We start from the raw sequence: 15,365 nt of genomic DNA, 5'->3' as shown, positions 1-15,365 counted from the left end.
TGAGCGGCATCTCTTCGGACTCCTGCACGACGCAGCGCGGAAGACCTCTCGCAACGGCGAGGTTTCTGCCACGATTCCGAGTGGGCGGGGTGCTGTCCCCGTCCGGCCCGGCACCGCCTATGACCAGTGGGAGAGTCACGGTGTACTTCGCCGCACTGCTCGCGCGCACCGAAGACGGGTGGCAAGCGAGCGACACAGACCTCGACAACGTGGAAACCCTGTCCGACTTCGCCGACCTGGCCCGTGAGGCGTCGGTGGACGACGACACGGTCCTGGTGTTCATCGAGCAGGAGGACTCCTGGTTCGGCATCGTCCGGGTGGACGGCGAGGAGGACCCCCGCATCTACCTCTCGGACGCCTCCGCCGCCAACCGCAGCTCCTATGGCGCTCTGCTGGTGGACGAGATCCTCGGCCGTGACGACGCCGAGGACGACGACCTGGACACCCTCGACCTGGACGGCACCGAGGAGGGCGAGCCCGAGGACGAGGAAGAGTCCGAGGACGACGGCGTCGCCGCCGCCGAGCGGGTGCCGGCCGGGCCACTGGGCGACCAGGGCATCCTGGCCGACCTGGGCATCGGTGCCAAGGAGCTGACCTCGCTCAGCGAGGACGCCCTCACCGAGATCGCCGACACCCTGGGCTGCACCGAGGTGCTGGAGGCTGTCCGCTGACCCACAGCACCCTCGCTCACACTGGTGCCATGAACCACACCGTCCCCGACCCGGTCCGCGACCCCTGGCACCCGTCCATGCAAGAAGCCCTGGCCGAGGCCGAACGCGCCCCGGCCACCGGCGACGTCCCGGTGGGCGCGGTGGTGCTGGGCCCGGACGGCACGGTGATCGGCCGCGGCCGCAATGAGCGGGAGGCCACCGGCGACCCCACCGGCCACGCCGAGGTGCTGGCCATCCGCGCGGCCGCCCGCACCATGGGCGAATGGCGGCTGACCGGCTGCACCCTGGTGGTGACCCTGGAGCCCTGCACCATGTGCGCGGGCGCCATTGTGCTCTCCCGACTGGACCGGGTGGTCTACGGCGCGGCCGACGAGAAGGCCGGCGCGGCCGGCTCGCTCTGGGACGTGGTACGTGACCGACGTCTCAACCACCGCCCCGAAGTCGTCTCCGGCGTGCTGGCGGACCGGTGTTCGGCCCTGCTCACCGAATTCTTCCGGGCCCGCTGAGGAAACCGATTTCGGAGCACGGCCCAACGTCCGCTAAGCTCTCCCTCGGTAGCGTGTCCGAGCGGCCGAAGGAGCTCGCCTCGAAAGCGAGTGTGGGGGCAACTCCACCGAGGGTTCAAATCCCTCCGCTACCGCTGTTGAAAGGGCCACTCCCCAACGGGAGTGGCCCTTCGGCGTACCGCGGCCCCCGGGCGGGCCGGCCCGCTGGGCCCTAAACCCCGCCCGAGGCGGCCGGCCCCTCCGGGCCCGGCGCCGGGGCGTGCCGCAGATAGGCCAGTACGGCGCTGACCCGGCGGTGCAGTTGGGGCTCCTCGGCCAGGCCCAGCTTGGCGAAGGTGGAGTTGACATGCTTTTCGATGGTGGACTCGGACAGGGTGAGCGACTCGGCGATGGAGCGGTTGGTCTTGCCCTGGGCCATATGCCGCAGGACATCCAGCTCGCGGCGGGTGAGGGCGGCCAGCGGGGCGTCCGCGGTGCGGGCGTGGCTGCCCATCAGGACCTCCACGATGCGCGGGTCCACCACCGAGCGGCCGGCCGCCACCTCCCGCAACGCCCTCAGCAGCTCGTCCAGTTCGCCGATGCGCTCCTTGAGCAGATAGGCCAGACCGTCCGTGCCGCGCCGGAACAGGTCGAAGGCATAGTGCTCATTGGCGTGCTGGGAGAGCATCACCACCCCGATGCCGGGGTGGGCGGCCCGGATGGCGTGGGCGGCGGTGATGCCCTCGGTGTGGTGGCCGGGCGGCATCCGGATGTCGGCGATCACCACATCGGGGCGCAGCCGGGCCACCGCGTCCAGCAGTTCCCCGGCGGTGCCGACCGCGGCCAGCACCTGGACGTCACCGGTGTCCTCCAGCAGCCGGCGGGTGCCCTCGCGGACCAGGTAGTGGTCCTCGGCGATCACCACACGCAGGGGGTCAGGCACCGGCTTCCTCCCTCACTCGGGCCGGCAGCCGGGCGTGCACCGTGGTGCCGGCGCCCGGCCGGCTGGTGATCCGCAAGGTACCGCCGACCGCCTCGGTCCGGTCCCGCATCCCGGTCAGCCCCAGGCCGCCGGTGGTCCGGGTGTGCTCGGCGGCGAAGCCCACCCCGTCGTCGGCCACCTCCACCGACAGCCGGCCCGCCCCGAGCGCCAGGCGGATGGTGACCCGGTTGGCGGCGGCGTGCTTGATGACATTGGTGAGCGCCTCGGAGACCAGATAGAAGGCGGACTCCTCCACATCCAGCGGCAGCCGCAGCCGCTCCAGCCGGGCCGCGCTGTGCACCGTCACCGGAACCGGCATCCGGCGGGCGCAGGAGGTGACCGCGGCCACCAGGCCCTGGTCGGTGAGGACCGGCGGATGGATGCCGTGGGCCACCTCGCGCAGCTCGTCGATCACCCGGTAGGCGTCGTCCTGCACCTCGGTGAGCGCGGCCAGCACATCCCCGCCCCGGTCCAGCCGGTTGCGGGCCAGCCGGAGCTTGGCCACCAGGGCGACCAGTTCCTGCTGGATGCCGTCGTGCAGCCGGCGCTCGATCCGGCGCCGTTCGCTGTCCTGGGCGTGCACGATACGGGCCCGGGAGGCCTGGAGTTCCCGGGTCTGGCGCTGGACTTCCTCCACCCGCGAGGCCAGTTCGGCGGTCAGCCGGACATTGTGCACGGCCAGCGCGGCCTGCCGGGCCAGGGTCTCCACCACATCGTGGTCCTCGGGCGTGAACCGCCGGTCGGTACGCGGCCCGAACTCGATGACGCCCAGCACCTCGTCCCCGTACCACAGCGGGAACTCCCCACGCGGTCCCGGCAGTTGCTCGCCCACGGCGCCCAGCGCGGCGGGCAGCCCGCTGCCGCCCAGCCGTACCCGCACCCAGCGCAGATTGAGCCCCTCCTTGAGGCAGAGGGCCAGCTGCGGGGCGAGCCGCCGCAGGTCGTAGGCGTGTTCCAGGGTGGTGCCGAACTGCACCAGCAGCTCGAAGCTGCTCAGCCGTCTGCCGAACACCCGCCGCTCGGCCAGCCGGTTGAGCCGGGCCCGCAGCGGCTGGAACAGCGCGGTGGCGGTGACCGCGATCAGCACCGCCAGCCCGATCGGCAGATACTGCCCGGCGGTGAGCCCCAGCGTCATCGCCATGCCCAGATACCAGCTGTTGATGATCAGCCAGAGGGTGCCATGCACCACCGAGGGCCGCAGCACGATGTCCACGCCCAGCAGCCGGTAGCGGAAGGCGGCATAGACCACACAGAGCGAGATCACCACATAGGGCAGCGCCCCCAGCACCGTGCCCAGCAGATAGAAGAAGCCGTCCTCGCCCTGCCAGGTGCGGAACAGCCGGGCCGAGGCCCGGGCCAGGAACAGCACGGCCCCCGCCGTGGCGGCCGGGAGCAGCCGGGCCGCGTCCCGCTGCCCGGCCGCCCGGGCCCGCAGCGCGCGGATGACCAGCAGCAGGGCGCCCAGTCCGGGGAACCAGGCCTCGGGGTAGTAGAAGACCACATAGCCGACCGTCCCGGCGCGCACCCCGGCCGGCGGCAGCACCACCGGCAGCAGCAACAGGGCCCACATCGAGCGCAGCAGCGCCCGTTCGCCGGGGAAGCGGTAGCGGCCGTCCGGCAGCAGCGCCAGCAGCCGGACCACCAGGATGCTCACCGCGAGGTCTATCACCTCGCTGGCCATCAGGACGACCAGGTCCTCGGCGGGCGGCAGGATGGCCTCCAGGTCCTCCCGCCCCCAGCCCACGCCCAGCGACAGCAGCATCGCGGTATAGCGCAGCGCCATGCTGACCGCCAGCAGGCTGCCGATCAGCAGCAGCCGGCGGGCCACCGGGTGCGCCGGGGCGTACCACCAGCCGAAGAGCCCGGCGAAATAGCAGGGCACCACCGCGCCCAGCGTCCATGGCAGGGTGAACCTGCTGTCCAGGTGGATCGAACCGATCAGCCCCGCCCAGGCCAGACACAGTCCGCCGGACACCGCGGCGATCCGCATGGGCCAGCCCCTGCTCTCCACCCGGCTCATTATCGAAGCGGCCGGGGCCGGGCGTCCAGAAGGGGACCCTCCAGGCGGATATGGCGGAAAACCTCCAGAACCGGCTGGGGGCTACCGGGCTCCCCCGGGGCCCCAACGTCCGCCCATACTGAGGGAGTTCGCAACGGGGGGCCGCAGTTTGACGGCAGGTCATGAGTCAGCGCAAGGAGCCCGTCAGACTGCGGCGCGGACCGCGCCCGGCGCACAACAGCCGGCGCACAACAGCGCCGGCGCTCAACAGTCCGAAACCGGATCCGGAATCCGAGGGAATCCATGAGACTTCCATCCGGCCCCGAAGTCGTCGTCTGGGACACCACTTACGCCTGTCCGCTGCGCTGTTCCCACTGCTATTCGGAATCCGGCCGCCGGCCGGCCCGGCAGCTGGATGTGCCGGACCTGCTCCGGGTCACCGAGGGCATCATCGAGCTGCGGCCCCGGCTGGTCGGCCTCTCCGGCGGTGAACCGCTGGCCGTGAAGGGGATCTTCGAGGTGGGGGAACGGCTGGCGGCGGCCGGGATCCATACCGCCGTCTACACCAGCGGCTGGCGCACCGCGCCCTGGATGCCCGGGGAACTGGCCCGGATCTTCGGCGAGGTGGTGGTGAGCGTGGACGGCGCCACGGCCCGGGTGCACGACCGGATCCGGGGCCGCTCCGGCTCCTTCGACCGGGCCATGGCCACCCTGGCGCTCTTCGACGAGATGGCCGCAGGGCGCCGCAAGGACGGCCGCCGGCCCTTCGTCTTCGGCATCGACTGCACGGTGATGCACAGCAACGCGGCCCAACTCGACCGGTTCTGCACCGAGATCGCGCCCCGTTTTCCCGAACTGCGCTCGCTGGCCTTCAATATCGCCGTCCCGTCCGGGCTGGCCAGCCGCCCGGAGTACGAACGGGCCGAGCTGCTGGACGACGCACGGGTGGCCGAACTGACCCATCCGGCCCGGCTGTTCCGGCTCGCCGCGCTGGCCCCGCCCTCGGTGCGGGTGACCTTCACCGACAACCGCGAGCTGATGATGCACCCCGACCGGCCCGCGCCCGCCATGCTCCAGGTGGAGCCGGACGGGGCGGTCCGCGCCATGCCGGTCTACGAGGGCACGGTGGGCAACCTGCTCACTGACCCGCCGATGCGGCTGTGGGAACGGGCCCTGGACCGGCGCCGCGACCCCTTTGTGGTGGAGACCCTGCGCCCGGTACGCACCATGCGGGACTGGGCCCTCGCCATCCGCCGCATCGACCTGCACTTCGGCTCCCCGGAGGTACGGGCCCGCATCGCCGCCCGCCCCGGCCTGACCCGCTGAACTCCGCACAAGGGAGGTGAACACCATGCCGGACATCCTCGAACTCCAGGCCCTGGAGGAGGAAGCGCCCACCCTGTGGCCAACAACCAACCTGGACGCGGCGGACTAGCGCGTCCCCATCAGGGGCGCTCCGGCTGACGGGGCGCCCCCTCCAGGGGCGCGGGGCGGTTACATATGCGGCTCCGCCGCGCGGGCGCGACCAGCCACGAACAACCCGCACCCCGAAAAACAACACCCGCCCCCGGCGACCGGGAACCCACCCCGCCGAACCCGGCCCCACCGGGAGACCCCATGCTCGACGAGCCCCACCTGGCCGCGAACCCCCAATTCGCGGACGCCCCAGAACACACCCCGGACCACAACACCCGCTTCGCCGCGGCCACCCGCCCTTCCCCACCCGGCTGGCGCCGCACGGAAGGCGGCGGCTGGGTGCGGCTACGGCCGGAACAAACCCCGCTCCCCACCCACGGCTGGAAGATCCATGTCTCGGCCGTCCCCGGCCAGGCGGCCGGAGCCATCGACACGGTCTGGGCGCACTGCACCACCCACCGCACCGCCTTCAAATTCCTCCGCAGCCGCACCCTCGCCGCACTCGCCGACGCCAAGCGCGCCCCCCGCTCGGCCAGCGGCAAGCTGATCACCATCTACCCTGCGGACAACGACCAGTTGGAACAAGCCCTCACCGAACTCTCCCGGCGCCTGGCCGGAGTTCCGGGCCCCTACATCCTCAGCGACCTGCGCTGGCGCGACGGCCCGCTGTACCTGCGCTACGGAGCCTTCCGGCCCCACTACTGCTTCGGCCCCGACGGCAGCTATGTCCCCGCCCTCCCCGGCCCGGACGGCGCCCCCGTCCCCGACCTCAGAGGCACCGTCTTCCGGGTGCCGCCCTGGGCCGAGGTGCCGGACTTCCTGGCCGGCCCGCTGAAGGCCGCCGGGGCCCGCTCCGGCACCCTGCCCTACCGAGTGCTGGGCGCCCTGCGCTTCTCCAACGCGGGGGGCGTCTACCGGGCCGTGGACCCGGCCACCGGCCGCACCGTGGTGCTGCGTGAGGCCCGTCCGTACGCCGGCACCGACCGGGAGGGCCGGGACGCCGTCGCCCGGCTCCGGCACGAGTTCGCCATGCTGCGCCGGCTGGCCGGACTGGACTGCGTCCCCGAGGCCCACGCGCTCACCCGGCACTGGGAACACCTCTTCCTGGCCGAGGAGTTCATCGACGGCGAGCCCTTGCAGGACGCCATGGAGCGCCACAACCCGCTGCTGCTCCCGGGGGCCACGGCCGGTGCACTGGCCGCCCACACCGACTGGGCGTGTGCGGTGTTCGACCGCGTCGAGGCGGCGCTGGCCCAACTGCACGGCCGGGGCATCTGCTTCGGTGACCTCCAGCCCGGGAACGTCCTGCTGCGCCCGGACGGCAGCGTCTGCCTGGTGGACTTCGAAACCGCCCGCCCCCTGGACGAACCGTCCCAACCTGCCCTGGGCACCGCCGGATTCACCGCACCCTGGATCCCGCCGGGAATCGAAGCCGACCGCTATGCGCTGGCCTGCCTGGGCCTCGCCCTGTTCGTCCCGCTCACCCCACTGCTCCGGCTGGCCCCGGCCAAGCACCGCCAATTACTGGACTTCGCCGCCGAACGCTTTCCGCTGCCCCCCGCCTTCACCGCCCGGCTGCGTACCGCGCTACAGCCACCCGAGGAGCCTGCCCAGCCGGCCTGGCCGGTGGAGTCGCACCGGGAGCGCACCCTGGACGCCCTCCGGGACGCCCTGCTGCTGAGCGCCACCCCGGAGCGGGCGGACCGGCTCTTCCCCGGCGACCCACGGCAGTTCGACCGCCAGTCGGCCGCCGTGGCGTACGGCGCCGCCGGGGTGCTGTACGCCCTGTGGGCCACCGGACGCCACCGGTATCCGGCCTGGTCCGGCCATCTGGACTGGCTGATACGGGCCGCCGGGCGCACCGCCTGGCCCCGTCCCGGTCTCTATGACGGGCTCGCCGGCACGGCATGGGTGCTGGACGTACTGGGCCGCCCGGAGGCGGCACGGGCCGCACTGGACCGGCTGGCCGCGTTCGACCTGCGAGGGTGCGGCCCGGGCCTGTTCGGCGGGCTGGCCGGAATCGGCCTGTGCTGGCTGCACTTCGGCGAGCAGGAACGGGCGCTGGCCGTCGCCCAGCGGCTGGCCGCCTTCGGCGGGCCGGCCGGGACCGGGCTGATGTACGGCTGGTCCGGCCCCGCGCTGCTGTTCACCCAGCTCTACGCCCACACCGGCGACCGAGGCCAACTGGACCGGGCGGGACTGGCCTTGGACCGCGACCTGGAACAACTCCACGCCGGCCGGCGGCCCGCCGCCCTTGACCGGGGAAGCGCGGGCGTCGCTCTCGCCCTGCACTCCTACCTCCGGCAGCGGGCGGACGCCCGGCTGAGCCGGGTGCTGAACGAGCTCCGGTGCGAGCTGACCCCCGAACTGGTGCTGTCCAGCGGGTTGCTGGACGGGCGGGCGGGCTTGCTCCATGCGCTCGGCGGTCTGGGCGCGCCCGCCGCGGAGCTCGCCCCGCACCGCCGCCGGCTGGCGCTGCACGCCGTACCCTTCCGGGGGCGCCCGGCCTTTCCGCTGCCCGGCCTGCAGCGGCTGTCCATGGATCTGGCCACCGGCACGGCGGGGGTACTGCTCGCCGTACACGGTGCAGCGCCACTCCCGGGCATGCCCCTGCGGGGCGTACAACGCCCGCCCGTGCACCACCCGTTACCCACACCGTGAGCGGAACGACGCCCGACGGGGCGTGCCCGCCCACCGGGCCCTCAGGCAGGCACGATCCCCTCCTGGAAGGAACACCCCCCGGCGGTCACCGGTACCTCGTCCAGCCACTCGAACGCCGCCCCCAGCCCCGCGATCCGGATCACCCTGCTCACTCGCGGCCCGCCCCGTACCACCCGCAGCCGGCCGCCATGGGCGGCCAGCCGGTCGCGGGTGCGCAGCAGCAGCCGCATCCCGCTGGCGTCCAGAAAGGTCACCGCCCGCAGGTCGATCACCAGGTCCGGACAGCAGGCGGCCAGCGCCTCCAGCCGGGGGCCCAGCTCCTGGTCGGCCAATATGTCGATCTCTCCCCGCAGTTCCACCGCGACCGCTCCCCCCGCCACACGCTCCCGCATGGTGAAGGCGAGCTCGTACCCGCCCATGCGAACCTCACCGTTCTCCTCACCCGGTCCGCCACGGCGCTGGATCACGCCCTCGGACGGCCGTGTGTCTTTCTGGTGCCCCGGCGGTGGGCGGTTCTCACCTCTGTCGCAGGGTCAACTGGCGCTCGATGCCCGCGCGTTGGCGCCCCTTCACCGGAGCGTGGGAAAGGTGTGGGAAACGCCGGCAGCCCCGGCCGCGGGCCGGGGCTGCCAAAAGACAAAAAGCGGCAAAGAGAAGCGGAGAGGGGAAGCGGCATCGGGGGGACAAGCCGCTTCCCCTCACGAGGAGACGACCGCCGGGTGCCGGCCGCGCTCGGGGGGAAGCACGCGGCCGGACCCCGCAGAGGGGCCGTCGTCCCGGGCCGCCGGATTCCTGCCAGGTCCGTCGGCCGCTCGCTTCCATCCTGCGCCCTTGGACCACGGCCCCCAGCGGGCGAAGGACCCCGCTTTCCGGGCCTTAAGTCCTTAAAGATGGCGTGAGGGAAGCGACGCGCCTCCCCCGGGGGAGCAAGTTCGCCCAAATGTACGGTTAGACTCTCGCCCACGTTTGAGGGGACGGGCGAGAGACGGCCGCCAGGGGAGGCAGGACGACGATGGCGCAAGCGAGGCGGGTCGCGCTCTGGGCCGTGGGCATCTTCGTGGCCTACACCATCATCCACTCCCCCGCCCGGGCCGCCGAACTGGTGCAGATAGGGTTCCAGGGGATCTCGGACGCCGCCAAGAGCGTCGGCGAGTTTATGACCCAGCTGATCAAGTGAGCCCGTACCTCCGGAAGGCGGCAGCCCCGTGATTCGTCACCTGGTCCTCTTCAAGCTCAATGAGGGCGTCCGGCGCGATGACCCCCGGGTGGCGGCCGGTGTGCGGACCTTCGAGAAGCTGGGCGAGGAGATCCCCGAGCTGCGCTTCTGGGAGTGCGGCTGGAATGTCTCCGACCGCCCCATCGCCTATGACTTCGCCATCAACTCCGCCGTGGACGACCAGGCGGCCCTGCGGCGCTATCTGGAGCACCCCGCCCATCAGGCGGGTGTGGCGCAGTGGCGGGAGTTCGCCACGTGGGTGATCGCCGACTATCCCTGCTGAGCCCGGTCCTTCCCAACGGCCCCGCACCACCTGGTGAGGGGCCGTTTTTTATGCCCTTTTCCACGGCCAACACGGAGTGACCCGGTGCTTGCACACAGTGGACATGTCTTGTGATGCTATGACCGCTTTTGACGCCCTTGTTGATAGATGTGCCCTCCTTAGTTCCCAACTGCGCATGGAATGACCGCGAAGGGGTGGTGTGTGACCGTGCCGGCCCGAACAGCGCCCGAAGCCCCGCTACGCCGCCCCGAGTCGGCCGGACCGGACGACCCGGCCGCCGTCCCGGAGGAGACCGGCGTACCGGAGTGCGCCGAGGACCCCCGTCCGCGCGAGAGCCGGGGGGCGGACGCCAGGGCGCTGACCCAGGTGCTCTTCAAGGAATTCGCCACCCTGGAGCCCGGCACTCCGGAGCATGCCCGCGTGCGCGCCGCCCTGATCGAAGCCAACCTCCCGCTGGTGCGGTACGCCGCGGCGCGTTTTCGCAGCCGCAACGAGCCCATGGAGGACGTCATCCAGGTCGGCACCATCGGCCTGATCAACGCCATCGACCGCTTCGACCCGGACCGGGGCGTGCAGTTCCCCACCTTCGCCATGCCCACCGTGGTCGGTGAGATCAAGCGGTACTTCCGGGACAACGTCCGCACCGTGCATGTCCCGCGCCGGCTGCACGAGCTATGGGTGCAGGTCAATGGCGCCACCGAGGACCTGACCGTGCTGCACGGCCGGTCCCCCACCACCGCCGAGATCGCCGAACGGCTGAAGATCGGCGAGGATGAGGTGCTGGCCTGCATCGAGGCCGGCCGCTCCTATCACGCCACCTCGCTGGAGGCGGCCCAGGAGGGCGACGGACTGCCCGGCCTGCTGGACCGGCTCGGCTACGAGGACCCGGCACTGGCCGGAGTGGAGCACCGGGACCTGGTGCGCCATCTGCTGGTCCAGCTGCCGGAGCGCGAACAGCGCATTCTGCTGCTGCGCTACTACAGCAATCTGACCCAGTCCCAGATCAGCGCGGAGCTGGGCGTCTCCCAGATGCATGTCTCCCGGCTGCTCTCCCGGAGCTTCGCCAGGCTGCGCTCCGCAAATCGAATCGACGCTTAACCCTTACGGGGGACCCCCTCCCCGATGTCATGCGGCGTCATGGGGCAGATATATCGACTTGACGCTACAGCGCGTTGCCGACATGTGACATTCTGCTGGAACTGCGTTTGCCACAGCGCAGCCTCCGGTATTCAGGTGGAGGCTGAACCCCTCGCCCGAGGGGGTCGCCGTGGCCCGTCCGCGACCTCAAGGGGGTGGCATGTCCGTAGACCTGGGCAGCGCTAAGGTGCTCGCCAATGACGCACCGCCAGCCGTGCTCGACGACTGCGAAGCCATCGACACCCGCACCCTCTCCCGCACCCTCTTTATGCGTCTGGCCACGCTGGAGCGGGACAGTGCCGAGCGTACCTACGTCCGTGACACCCTCATCGAGCTCAACCTCCCCCTTGTGCGCTATGCCGCGGCCCGCTTCCGCAGCCGCAATGAACCGATGGAGGACATCGTTCAGGTCGGAACCATCGGCCTGATCAAGGCGATCGACCGGTTCGACTGCGAACGGGGCGTGGAATTCCCGACGTTCGCGATGCCCACGGTGGTGGGTGAGATCAAACGCTTCTTCCGGGACACCAGTTGGTCGGTGCGGGTGCCGCGCAGGCTTCAGGAACTGCGGCTGGCGCTGACCAAGGCCAGTGATGAACTGGCCCAGAAACTGGACCGTTCGCCCACCGTCCCCGAACTGGCGGTGTGCCTGGGGGTCTCCGAGGAGGATGTGGTGGACGGGCTGGCGGTGGGCAATGCCTATACGGCCAGTTCGCTGGACTCCCCCTCCCCCGAGGACGACGGCGGCGAGGGCTCGCTGGCCGACCGGCTGGGGTACGAGGACTCGGCGCTGGAGGGCGTGGAGTACCGGGAGTCGCTCAAGCCGCTGCTGGCCAAACTGCCGCCCCGGGAACGGCAGATCATTATGCTGAGGTTCTTCGCCAATATGACCCAGTCGCAGATCGGCGAGGAGGTGGGCATCTCCCAGATGCATGTCTCCCGGCTGCTGACCCGCACCCTCTCCCAGCTCCGCGAGGGCCTGATCGCGGACTAGCGGCGCGCCCCGTCAGGGGCGCCCCATCAGGGGCGCGGGGTGCCCCATCAGGGGCGCGGGGTGCCCCATCAGGGGCGCGGGGAACTGCGCGACCAGCCACAACTGGCCCGCACCCAAAACACCACACCCCAGCGGAGCTGCCCGCACAGCCCTAGCTCCCTGACGGTCCGTCAGTCAGACTGAGGCGATGCGACGGGCAACGCATCGCCGGGCACCCGCCCTGGTGTCAACTGCCGCACTGTGCCTAACCCTTCTCACCGCGGCGTGCGGCAGCGGCGAACCGGAGAGCCGGGTGGCACTGGCCGACGCCGGGCCCACCGGCCCGGTCCCGCCCACCGGCGCCGTACGGCTCTTTCCACTGCCCTCGGCGGATCCCACGGCCGCGCCTCCGCCAACCGCCCGCCGTACCGGGCCCGTTGGCGGCCGCACCCATCTCCCACTGCCCGGCCCGAGCGCAACGGCTCGTACGCCCGTACCCCCTGCAACGCCGACGCCCGCGCCCGCGAGCGCCGCACTGACCGTCACCGCCCCGCGCCGGGCGCCCGGCACGCAGCGGTGGTGTGAGCGGGTGTCCCTGGTGTTCGCCAACGCCGGGCCCGCCCCGGTGACCCGGGGCACGGTGGTCTTCGGCGGGCATGTGATCGCGGCGGGCGGCGCTGACCTGGCGGCGCTTCCGGTCACCCGGCCGCTGCCGGTGCCGATCGGCCCCGGCGGGGCCAGGGCGCAGAGCTGGCAGGTGTGCGTGGACGCCCGGCGGGTGCCGCCGGGCGCTCGTCTTCAGACGCGGGACGTATGGGTCCAGTGGGAGTGAGCCGCTCAGCTCACCGCCAGCCAGACCACCACGGCGACCGCGGCCAGCGCGACAAGCACGGCCGCGATCACTCCGGTGCTGGGTCCGCCGGAGCGGGCCCGGGCGGCCGGCGCGGAGGCCCGGGGGCCGGGTGCGCCCTCGTCGACGAAGGCACGGAACATCTGGGTGCTGCCCGCCGGGTCGTAGTTGCCCTCGGGGCTCTGCTGATGGGGGTTGGCCATGGGGCAGGACCCTAGCGAAGAGCGGTGACGCCCCGCACGGCCGGGCCCGGCTTGACGCCATCCGAATGAATCCTTGGCCAGTCCTTTACCATCCGTACCATCATTTCACTTGCCTTCAGCAACCAAACTTTTCTATGGTTGCCTTAAGCAACCTAACTGGAGGATCCATGGCCGCCTTCGAGCAGTACGAGGAGCTCTCCCGGCAGCTCGGCGCCATTGGAGTGATCAAACGCGGCCTCAGCCGGGTCCTCCCGCCGGACTGCCCGCCCACCTCCGCCATCGTGCTGTCGCTGCTCAAGCAGTACGGCGAGCTGCGGATGAGCAAACTCGCCGAGCTGATGGTGATCGATATGTCGGTGACCAGCCGCCATGTCGCCCATGCCGCCGAGCGCGGCTGGCTTGAGCGCCAGTGCGACCCGCTGGACAAGCGGTCGCGGCTGCTGCGCATCACCCCCAGCGGGGAGGCGCTGCTGGAACAGGTCTCGGCCCGTTACGCCGAGGCGCTGGCCGGCTGTCTGCACGACTGGTCGGACGACGATGTGGCCCGGCTCATCGGTCTGCTCGCCCGGCTCCGCGAGGGCTTCGGCGAGTGCCGGCCGCGGGCGCCACAGCCCCGGGCGGCCGCCATCACCCGTACACCCGCGTAATCCACCTCACCGGAAAGGAAATCCATGGCCAAGTCCACACCGTCAGGTGTGCGGGACAGCCACACCGAAGCCCGGGGCGCCGAGGCCGCCCCGATGACCCACGCCCAGATCATGCGGGCCCTGTCCGGGCTGCTGCTGGGCATGTTTGTGGCGATCCTGTCGTCCACCATCGTCTCCAACGCGCTGCCGAAGATCATGCACGATCTGCATGGCAGCCAGTCCGCCTACACCTGGACGGTCACCGCCGCCCTGCTGGCGATGACCGCGACCACCCCGCTGTGGGGCAAGCTCTCCGATCTCTTCAGCAAGAAGCTGCTGGTCCAGGCGTCGCTGGTGATCTATGTCAGCGGTTCGGTGGTGGCCGGCCTGTCGCAGAACACCGGCATGCTGATCGCCTGCCGGGTGGTGCAGGGCATCGGGGTGGGCGGTCTGTCGGCCCTGGCCCAGATTGTGATGGCCGCGATGATCGCGCCCCGCGAGCGCGGCCGCTACAGCGGCTACCTCGGCGCCACCTATGCGGTGGCGACCGTGGGCGGCCCGCTGCTCGGCGGTGTCATCACCGACACCAGCTGGCTCGGCTGGCGCTGGTGCTTCTACGTCGGTGTGCCCTTCGCGGTGATCGCCCTGATAGTGCTCCAGCGCACCCTGCACCTGCCGACCGTCAAGCGGGACGTCAAGGTGGACTGGCTGGGCGCCTTCTTCATCTCCGCCGCCGCCACCCTGCTGCTGGTCTGGGTGACCCTGGCGGGCAAGAACTACGACTGGATCTCCTGGCAGACCTATGTGATGGTGGGCGGCTCGGTGCTGCTGGGCGCCATCTTTGTGCTGGTCGAGTCCAAGGCGGCCGAGCCGATCATTCCGCTGCGGCTGTTCCGCAACAAGACCATCGCGCTGTCCTCCGCGGCCAGCCTCTTCGTCGGTGTCGCCATGTTCACCGGCACGGTCTTCTTCTCCCAGTACTTCCAGCTGGCCCGTGGCAAGACGCCGACCATGTCGGGCGTGATGACCATCCCGATGATCTCCGGGCTCTTCATCTCCTCCACCGTCTCCGGCCAGGTGATCACCAAGACCGGGCGCTGGAAGGGCTGGCTGGTCTCCGGCGGCGCGCTGCTCACCGGCGGTCTGGGGCTGCTGGGCAGCATGCGGGCGGACACCCCGTACTGGCAGCTGGCCGTCTATATGCTGCTGATGGGCGCGGGCATGGGCATGATGATGCAGAACCTGGTGCTGGCCGCCCAGAACCAGGTGGCCCCCAAGGACCTGGGCGCGGCCAGCTCGGTGGTCACCTTCTTCCGCACCCTGGGCGGTGCGGTGGGCGTCTCGGCGCTGGGCGCGGTGCTCGCCACCAAGGTCAAGGACTATGTGGTGGACGGCCTGACCGCGCTGGGCCCGCAGGGCGCGGCACTGGCCAAGCAGGGTGCCGGCGGCGGTGACATCCCCGACCCCTCGGCGCTGCCCGCCCCGCTGCGGACGATCATGGAGTCCTCCTATGGCCATGGCATCGGCGATGTCTTCGCCTATGCCGCGCCCTGCGCCCTGGTCGCCTTCCTGCTGACCCTGTTCATCAAGGAGGTCGCCCTGAAGTCCCGGCACCACGGCCCCACCGCGGCCTCCGGGGACGAGCAGCCGGCCACCGAGCCCGCCGCCCAGGCGGGCTGAGCAAAGACCCCGCCGGCGGGGCGCTTTCGAGCGGACCCCCGCCCCGCCGGCGGCCCGGGAACCCGAACGGCATGGACAGGGCTCCCGGCACTGCGGCCCCGGTGGTCCGCGCACGGCAAGGGACGGTCGGCGCGGACCACCGGGGCTGCCCAGGTTCCAAGCCCCGCCGCCTGGGTTCCCAAG

The 15,365-nt window shown here is 71.4% G+C and carries 14 protein-coding genes, 1 tRNA gene and 1 pseudogene; 12 read left to right on the top strand and 4 right to left on the bottom strand.

What is annotated here, in order from left to right; translation table 11 throughout:
• Positions 1-140 precede the first annotated feature (140 nt).
• From CV755_RS24570 to CV755_RS24560, 3 genes are all read left to right on the top strand, one after another.
• Complete coding sequence (locus tag CV755_RS24570) at positions 141-671, top strand: tRNA adenosine deaminase-associated protein (protein WP_109282454.1); 531 nt, start codon at positions 141-143, stop codon at positions 669-671.
• A gap of 29 nt (positions 672-700) precedes the next feature.
• Positions 701-1,177, top strand: a complete 477-nt coding sequence (tadA, locus tag CV755_RS24565; RefSeq protein ID WP_109282453.1) for a tRNA adenosine(34) deaminase TadA — start codon at positions 701-703, stop codon at positions 1,175-1,177.
• Positions 1,178-1,224: 47 nt separating this feature from the next.
• Positions 1,225-1,311, top strand: a tRNA-Ser gene (locus CV755_RS24560).
• A 77-nt stretch (positions 1,312-1,388) separates the two neighbouring features.
• Here the strand turns inward: CV755_RS24560 and CV755_RS24555 are convergent.
• Together CV755_RS24555 and CV755_RS24550 are read right to left on the bottom strand one after the other, a co-directional pair.
• Positions 1,389-2,099, bottom strand: coding sequence for a response regulator (locus tag CV755_RS24555; RefSeq protein WP_241561380.1), 711 nt, complete (start codon positions 2,097-2,099; stop codon positions 1,389-1,391).
• Complete coding sequence (locus CV755_RS24550; RefSeq protein ID WP_153068748.1) at positions 2,092-4,149, bottom strand: ATP-binding protein; 2,058 nt, start codon at positions 4,147-4,149, stop codon at positions 2,092-2,094. Before CV755_RS24550 ends, CV755_RS24555 begins: the two co-directional genes overlap by 8 nt.
• A gap of 291 nt (positions 4,150-4,440) precedes the next feature.
• Between CV755_RS24550 and CV755_RS24545 the strand changes: the two genes are divergently transcribed.
• Both CV755_RS24545 and lanKC read left to right on the top strand, forming a co-directional pair.
• On the top strand, positions 4,441-5,463 hold the full coding sequence (locus tag CV755_RS24545) for a radical SAM protein (protein ID WP_109282451.1): 1,023 nt from the start codon (positions 4,441-4,443) through the stop codon (positions 5,461-5,463).
• A 291-nt stretch (positions 5,464-5,754) separates the two neighbouring features.
• Positions 5,755-8,214, top strand: coding sequence for a class III lanthionine synthetase LanKC (gene lanKC, locus CV755_RS24540; protein WP_109282450.1), 2,460 nt, complete (start codon positions 5,755-5,757; stop codon positions 8,212-8,214).
• A gap of 41 nt (positions 8,215-8,255) precedes the next feature.
• Here lanKC and CV755_RS24535 read toward each other — a convergent pair whose 3' ends face one another.
• Positions 8,256-8,633 carry an STAS domain-containing protein gene (locus CV755_RS24535; RefSeq protein WP_109282449.1) on the bottom strand — a complete coding sequence of 126 codons (378 nt, stop codon included), beginning with the start codon at positions 8,631-8,633 and terminating at the stop codon, positions 8,256-8,258.
• Positions 8,634-9,226: 593 nt separating this feature from the next.
• Here CV755_RS24535 and CV755_RS35215 point away from each other — a divergent pair.
• The 5 genes from CV755_RS35215 (at position 9,227) to CV755_RS34765 (ending at position 12,655) form a co-directional block, all read left to right on the top strand.
• Positions 9,227-9,391: a hypothetical protein gene (locus CV755_RS35215; RefSeq protein ID WP_164503317.1), complete on the top strand. Its 165-nt coding sequence runs from the start codon at positions 9,227-9,229 to the stop codon at positions 9,389-9,391.
• Between the two features lie 28 nt (positions 9,392-9,419).
• The gene (locus CV755_RS24530; RefSeq protein WP_109282448.1) at positions 9,420-9,713 is read left to right on the top strand and encodes a Dabb family protein; all 294 of its coding nucleotides are present in this window, start codon (positions 9,420-9,422) and stop codon (positions 9,711-9,713) included.
• 201 nt (positions 9,714-9,914) lie between these two features.
• On the top strand, positions 9,915-10,811 hold the full coding sequence (locus CV755_RS24525; protein WP_422070586.1) for an RNA polymerase sigma factor SigF: 897 nt from the start codon (positions 9,915-9,917) through the stop codon (positions 10,809-10,811).
• Between the two features lie 199 nt (positions 10,812-11,010).
• A complete protein-coding gene (locus CV755_RS24520) occupies positions 11,011-11,844 on the top strand; it encodes an RNA polymerase sigma factor SigF (RefSeq protein ID WP_109282447.1) in 834 nt (277 codons plus the stop codon).
• Between the two features lie 187 nt (positions 11,845-12,031).
• Complete coding sequence (locus tag CV755_RS34765) at positions 12,032-12,655, top strand: hypothetical protein (RefSeq protein ID WP_161968743.1); 624 nt, start codon at positions 12,032-12,034, stop codon at positions 12,653-12,655.
• A 5-nt stretch (positions 12,656-12,660) separates the two neighbouring features.
• On the opposite strand, the gene CV755_RS24510 is transcribed toward CV755_RS34765, so the two are convergent.
• Positions 12,661-12,876 (bottom strand): hypothetical protein, encoded by a 216-nt coding sequence (locus CV755_RS24510; protein WP_109282445.1) that lies wholly within the window; start codon positions 12,874-12,876, stop codon positions 12,661-12,663.
• A 167-nt stretch (positions 12,877-13,043) separates the two neighbouring features.
• Between CV755_RS24510 and CV755_RS24505 the strand changes: the two genes are divergently transcribed.
• Both CV755_RS24505 and CV755_RS24500 read left to right on the top strand, forming a co-directional pair.
• A complete protein-coding gene (locus tag CV755_RS24505; RefSeq protein WP_109282444.1) occupies positions 13,044-13,523 on the top strand; it encodes a MarR family winged helix-turn-helix transcriptional regulator in 480 nt (159 codons plus the stop codon).
• A 93-nt stretch (positions 13,524-13,616) separates the two neighbouring features.
• Positions 13,617-15,170: pseudogene (locus CV755_RS24500) on the top strand (MDR family MFS transporter); the annotation flags it as partial.
• Positions 15,171-15,365: the final 195 nt, after the last annotated feature.

This window comes from Streptomyces orinoci, assembly GCF_003121295.1.
Lineage (GTDB): Bacteria > Actinomycetota > Actinomycetes > Streptomycetales > Streptomycetaceae > Streptomyces > Streptomyces orinoci.
Note: the sequence above shows the minus strand (reverse complement) of the source record. Positions and strands in the feature narration are given on the sequence as shown.

What these genes read in the sequence shown, in the direction of transcription:
- CV755_RS34765 (WP_161968743.1), top strand. Translation starts at nt 12,032, where the DNA reads ATGCGACGGGCAACGCATCGCCGGGCACCCGCCCTGGTGTCAACTGCC.
- lanKC (WP_109282450.1), top strand. Translation starts at nt 5,755, where the DNA reads ATGCTCGACGAGCCCCACCTGGCCGCGAACCCCCAATTCGCGGACGCC.
- CV755_RS24545 (WP_109282451.1), top strand. Translation starts at nt 4,441, where the DNA reads ATGAGACTTCCATCCGGCCCCGAAGTCGTCGTCTGGGACACCACTTAC.
- tadA (WP_109282453.1), top strand. Translation starts at nt 701, where the DNA reads ATGAACCACACCGTCCCCGACCCGGTCCGCGACCCCTGGCACCCGTCC.
- CV755_RS24505 (WP_109282444.1), top strand. Translation starts at nt 13,044, where the DNA reads ATGGCCGCCTTCGAGCAGTACGAGGAGCTCTCCCGGCAGCTCGGCGCC.
- CV755_RS24535 (WP_109282449.1), bottom strand. Translation starts at nt 8,633, where the DNA reads ATGGGCGGGTACGAGCTCGCCTTCACCATGCGGGAGCGTGTGGCGGGG.
- CV755_RS24520 (WP_109282447.1), top strand. Translation starts at nt 11,011, where the DNA reads ATGTCCGTAGACCTGGGCAGCGCTAAGGTGCTCGCCAATGACGCACCG.
- CV755_RS35215 (WP_164503317.1), top strand. Translation starts at nt 9,227, where the DNA reads ATGGCGCAAGCGAGGCGGGTCGCGCTCTGGGCCGTGGGCATCTTCGTG.
- CV755_RS24510 (WP_109282445.1), bottom strand. Translation starts at nt 12,876, where the DNA reads ATGGCCAACCCCCATCAGCAGAGCCCCGAGGGCAACTACGACCCGGCG.